We start from the raw sequence: 5,004 nt of genomic DNA, 5'->3' as shown, positions 1-5,004 counted from the left end.
CGCTGCGCGAGACGCTCAGCCGGCTGCCCGCCGCGCTGCGCGCCCGCCGCCCGCTGCCCCCGCACGTGGAGCGGGCCGCCCGTCTGCTGGAGGGGACGCAGGCATGACCGACCCGCGCACGACCGTCGTCGTCATCACCCACAACCGGTGCCGCGAACTCCTGCGCACCCTCGGCCACCTGGCCGCGCTCCCCGAACGGCCCCGGGTGATCGTCACCGACAACGGCTCCACCGACGGCACCGCCGAGGCCGTCGCCCGCCGCCACCCGCAGGTACGGCTGCTGCGCCCGGGCCGCAATCTCGGCGCCGTCGGCCGCAACCTCGCCGTCCGGGAGGTCCGCACCCCCTACGTGGCCTTCTGCGACGACGACTCCTGGTGGGCGCCGGGCTCCCTGGCCGGTGCCGCCGACCTGCTGGACCGGCATCCCGGGCTGGGTGCGGTCACCGCCCGGATCGTGGTCGAACCGGACGGTACGGAGGACCCCATCGTGCGGGAGCTGCGCGAGTCGCCGGTGCCGGGACCGCCCTGGCTGCCCGGGCCCGCGCTCGGTTCGTTCCTGGCCGCGGCGACCGTCCTGCGCACCGACGCCTTCCGCACCGCGGGCGGCTTCCACCCACGGCTGTGGCTCGGCGGCGAGGAGGAACTGCTGGCCGCCGACCTGGCGGCCGACGGCTGGTGGCTCACCTACGCCGACCACCTGGCGATCCATCACCAGGCTTCGGTGGCCCGCGACCCGACGCTGCGCCGCCGGCACGGCATCCGCAACACCCTGTGGTTCACCTGGCTGCGCCGGCCGCCCCGGACGGCGCTGCGCCGCACCCTGGCCCTGGCCCGGAGCGTCCCGCGTGACACCACCTCGCTGCGCGCCTTCGCCGAGGCGGCGGCGGCGCTGCCCTGGGTGCTGCGCGAACGCCGGGTGCTGCCGCACGAGGTGGAATCCCGGCTCCGCCTGCTGGAGCCCGCCCAGCGCACCTCCACGGCCCGGCGCTACACGGGCTGACCGAGCCCCCACCCCGCCCGGAACGCCCTCGGGGCACCGGAACGCCGCGTTCAGCCGCCGGACCACCGGCACAGCAGCCGGAACACCGCGAACAGGGTCGGCGGCCACACGACGGCGAAGGCCCAGATCACGGCCGGCGCAGAGGTGACCATCCCGGTCACCATCAGGCCGACGGACAAGGCGCACAGCAGGGCCACCGTGAGGGCGTGCGGGCGGTAGGACGCCATCCGCCGCAGCAGGGCCGGCACATTCGGCCACCGGCTCCAGCGCAGCGTGCGCAGGCGTCGCGCGAGGCGACGGTCACGGCACAGCGCCCGTTCGATCTCGTCGAGCAGCCGCTGCTCGTGGTCGGGGAGTCGACCGATGGACACAGGCTCACCTCCCTGGGCGGACGGCGGACACCGCACCCCGAGTGCCCCGCCCGGCCCCGGCCGAACCGGCGTCCGCCGCCCCTGCGGACGCCGCCCGCAGGTCCGTTGTCCGTGACCGCTCCCGCTACCGCCGGGCGCTGTCGGTGAGGGCCTCGACCAGGTGGTCGGCGCTGTCGGGGGCGGCGTCCTCGCGGAAGGCGTCGCGGGCCTGGCGGGCGGCGACCCGGCCGGAGGTCAGGCACCAGTACCACCACCGGTCCAGTCCGCGTTCGTCCAGCCGCTCGGCGGTCAGCAGCGCGGGCCAGTTGCAGGCGCGGGCCTGGGCGGAGACCTTCGCACCGCCCGCCACCGGGTCGATGGCCAGGACCGGCGTCCCCACCCGCAGCCCGAGCACCAGCCCGTGCAGCCGGTCGGTGACCACGAGGTCGAGCCGGGCCAGCACGGACTGCGTCTGGGCGGGGGTCGCGTTGAGGTGCCAGTCGGCGGTGTCGAGCCGGGTGTCCAGCTCCAGCCGGGCGCAGTCCTTGCCGGCCAGCCAGCGCGTCACCGTCTCGGCGACCTGGCCGTGCCGGCGCTGCTGCCCGTACTCGTGCTGCCCGTGGGTGAGGATCACCCCGACGACGGGGCGGGCGGGCAGCGTCGGCGCGTGGGCGGCCAGGTCCTCCACGGGGGGGCTGTCCGGCGCGTCCCGGGCCAGGACCCGGTGGAAGCCGGTCACGGCCGGGCTGGCGGGGTCGATCACGGAGGTCCCCACGGCGATGCGGACGCAGTGCGCGAACCGCCGGTGCAGCTCCTCGACCTGCGGCCCGTGCAGCGGACCGCAGACGAACACCAGGTGGGAGTAGTCGCCCGGGCGGATGTCGTCGAGGTGCCGGGCGTCCGGACGGAAGCCCGGGCTCCAGACGACGTCGTAGGGGATGTCCGCGGCGCGGAGCACCTCCTCGACGCGGTGCAGGGCCAGCACGTCCCCGGCGGTGGCTTCCCCGTCGCGGAAGCTGAACCACCCGGCCAGCAGGACCCTCTTCGGGCGCACGTCGTCCGGTGTGAGCATCGCGCACCGAGTGCCCCGCCCGGCCTGTGGCAATCGTCCGGATGTGCGGGGCTCCCTCTCGCCCTGCCCGCGCCCCGCACCCGGCGGGCCGCCCGCCGCCCGGACACCGACATGTGGCCGGACTCGCGGACAGAAACCGGCCGCAAGGCTCGTTAGCCTGCCGGTATGACCACGAAGAGCAAGCGGAGCGCCACCGGTCGGCCGGTCGCCGTGCTCGGCCCCCGGGCCCTGAACCGCGCCACCCTGGCACGGCAGTTGCTCCTGCGCCCCGCGCCGGTGTCCGCCCGGGAGGCGGTCGGCCACCTGGTCGGCCTCCAGGCGCAGAACGTGAAGCCGCCGTACTACGCGCTCGCCGCCCGCCTCGACGGCTTCACGCCCGAGGCGCTGTCCGGCCCGATGGCCGACCGCGAGGTCGTCCGCATCGTGACCCTGCGCTCGACCATCCACACCCACACCGCCGACGACTGCCTGACCCTGCGGCCCCTCGTGCAGCCCGCCCGCGACCGCGAGCTCACCCTCTTCCGCGAGGGGCTCGCCGGGGTGGACCTCGACCGGCTCGCCGCGCTCGCCCGTGAGCTGGTCGAGGAGGAGCCGCGCACCATGAAGCAGCTGCGCGAGGCCCTGCTCGCCCACTGGCCGGACGCCGACCCGCAGGCCCTGGGGGTCGCCGCCCGCTGCAAGCTGCCGCTGGTCCAGATCACCCCGCGGGGCCTGTGGGGCCGCAGCGGTCAGGTCACGCTCACCACGGCCGAGCACTGGCTGGGACGCCCGGCCGAGCCCGCGCCCGAGACGCCCGACGCGACGGTGCTGCGCTACCTCGCCGCCTTCGGACCGGCCTCCGTCAAGGACATGCAGACCTGGGCCGGCCTGACCCGGCTGCGCCCCGCCTTCGAACGGCTCCGGCCCCGGCTCGTCACCTTCAGCGACGAGAGCGGCACCGAGCTCTTCGACCTCCCCGACGCGCCCCGCCCCGACCCCGGCACCCCGGCGCCGCCCCGCTTCCTGCCCGAGTTCGACAACCTGCTGCTGTCCCACGCCGACCGCACCCGGGTCGTGCCCGCCGAGCACTGGGGCAGCACGTGGCGGGGCAACACCGCCTACCCCGCGCTTCTCGTCGACGGCTTCCTCGCCGGGGTGTGGCGGCTGGACGAACACGCCCTGACCGTCGAGCCGTTCGGCCGGCTCGACCGGGCCCGGCGCGCGGAGGTCGAGGCGGAGGGGCGGCGCATGCTGGCGGTGATGCACCCCGGCACGGCGTACGACGTCCGCTTCGGGACCGTACGGGCGTGACACCGCGTGGAGAGGGGGCGTTGCGGGCTGCTCGTGGAAGCCCGCAACGCCCCCTGGTCTGTACGCCCGGCGGACCGCCGGGCCCTTGTGGCGGCTACGTGTTGATCTGCGCGGTGACCTGCGCGGAGAACGTGGTCAGCCGGGCGTAGACGCCGGGGGAGCCGGCCGCCGCGCAGCCGTCGCCCCAGGAGGTGATCCCGGCCAGGCGCCCGCCGATCAGCAGCGGTCCGCCGCTGTCGCCCTGGCAGGTGTCCACGCCGCCGGAGGAGTACCCGGCGCACACCATGTCGCTCTGCACGTAGCGCGAGCCGTAGGAGGTGCGGCAGCTGCTGTCGGACACGGTGGGCACGGTGGCGGTGCGCAGCTGGTTGGAGGAGGTGCCGCCGGAGCGGGTCGTGCCCCAGCCGAGGACGCGGGCGGTGGTGCCGGCCGCGTACACGGAGGTGTCAGTGGGGGAGACGTACGGTGCCGTCGCGTAGGGCATCGGCGTGGACAGCGTCAGCACGGCCACGTCGTCGCCCCGGGTGACGCTGCGGTAGTCGGGGTGGATCCAGATCCGGCTGACCCGGGCGACGGTGCCGTTCGTTCCGTTGAGGTAGGTGCGTCCGCCGACCACGCGCACGCTGCCGGTGGTCTCGCCGGCCATGCAGTGGGCGGCGGTGACGACCTTCGTGGGGGTGACCAGGGTGCCGCCGCAGAACTGGTCCTGCGAGGCGTCGGTGATCTGCATCATGAACGGGTACGCGGACGTCGTGGTCGTCGTACCGCCCACGACGGGCTGGGGAGCGGCGCTCGCGGCCGGGGCGGTGATCAGCGCGGTCGCGGCGGCGGCAGCGGTCGCCGCGAGGACGGCGGCGGCCTTCTTGGCGCGGGTGAACCCGGACATGGTTCTCCTCGGAGGGTTGCCGGTGGGGGGTCGCGCGGGGTGGGGGGTGGAGCACGAGGTCGGGTGAACCGGCCCCGTGTGCCCGGCGAGCGGCACGGACTTACGCTACGAGCACCGGCGCACGCCCCCAATGAGGGAAGCCCCTACGGGAGTTGGGCAGGGAAAACCCTCGGTTCCCGGACGCACCCGGCCCCGCCCGACGGAGGCCGGCCCGGCCGACGGCGGCCGTTGGCCGGAAACGGGCGCCCGGCGGGGGAGCGGCGGCCGGGCGGCGGAAAATCCACCGGACGGCGGCCGTTGGCCGGAAACCGGCGCCCGGCGCCGGAAGGGGCACTGCCCCGCCGGCGCGCGGCACGGCACAGGGCACCCCCCGGCACAGGGCACCCCCCCGGCACAGGGCACGCCA

5 protein-coding genes are annotated in these 5,004 nt (G+C 75.9%); 2 read left to right on the top strand and 3 right to left on the bottom strand.

What is annotated here, in order from left to right; genetic code table 11:
- The first annotated feature begins 103 nt into the window (after positions 1-103).
- Positions 104-1,000, top strand: coding sequence for a glycosyltransferase (locus G3I53_RS01305; RefSeq protein ID WP_164338877.1), 897 nt, complete (start codon positions 104-106; stop codon positions 998-1,000).
- 50 nt (positions 1,001-1,050) lie between these two features.
- On the opposite strand, the gene G3I53_RS01300 is transcribed toward G3I53_RS01305, so the two are convergent.
- Both G3I53_RS01300 and G3I53_RS01295 read right to left on the bottom strand, forming a co-directional pair.
- Entirely contained in the window at positions 1,051-1,371 is a 321-nt protein-coding gene (locus tag G3I53_RS01300) for a DUF3040 domain-containing protein (RefSeq protein WP_164338876.1), read from the bottom strand.
- Positions 1,372-1,495: 124 nt separating this feature from the next.
- Positions 1,496-2,422 (bottom strand): polysaccharide pyruvyl transferase family protein, encoded by a 927-nt coding sequence (locus G3I53_RS01295; RefSeq protein WP_164338875.1) that lies wholly within the window; start codon positions 2,420-2,422, stop codon positions 1,496-1,498.
- A gap of 165 nt (positions 2,423-2,587) precedes the next feature.
- On the opposite strand from G3I53_RS01295, the gene G3I53_RS01290 reads away from it, so the two are divergent.
- Positions 2,588-3,712 carry a winged helix DNA-binding domain-containing protein gene (locus G3I53_RS01290; RefSeq protein WP_164338874.1) on the top strand — a complete coding sequence of 375 codons (1,125 nt, stop codon included), beginning with the start codon at positions 2,588-2,590 and terminating at the stop codon, positions 3,710-3,712.
- A gap of 94 nt (positions 3,713-3,806) precedes the next feature.
- Here G3I53_RS01290 and G3I53_RS01285 read toward each other — a convergent pair whose 3' ends face one another.
- Positions 3,807-4,598 (bottom strand): serine protease, encoded by a 792-nt coding sequence (locus G3I53_RS01285; RefSeq protein ID WP_164338873.1) that lies wholly within the window; start codon positions 4,596-4,598, stop codon positions 3,807-3,809.
- Positions 4,599-5,004 lie beyond the last annotated feature (406 nt).

Source organism: Streptomyces sp. SID14436 (assembly GCF_010548465.1).
GTDB lineage: Bacteria > Actinomycetota > Actinomycetes > Streptomycetales > Streptomycetaceae > Streptomyces.
The sequence above is the reverse complement of the archived record's forward strand: the minus strand, read 5'-3'. Positions and strand labels throughout refer to the sequence as shown.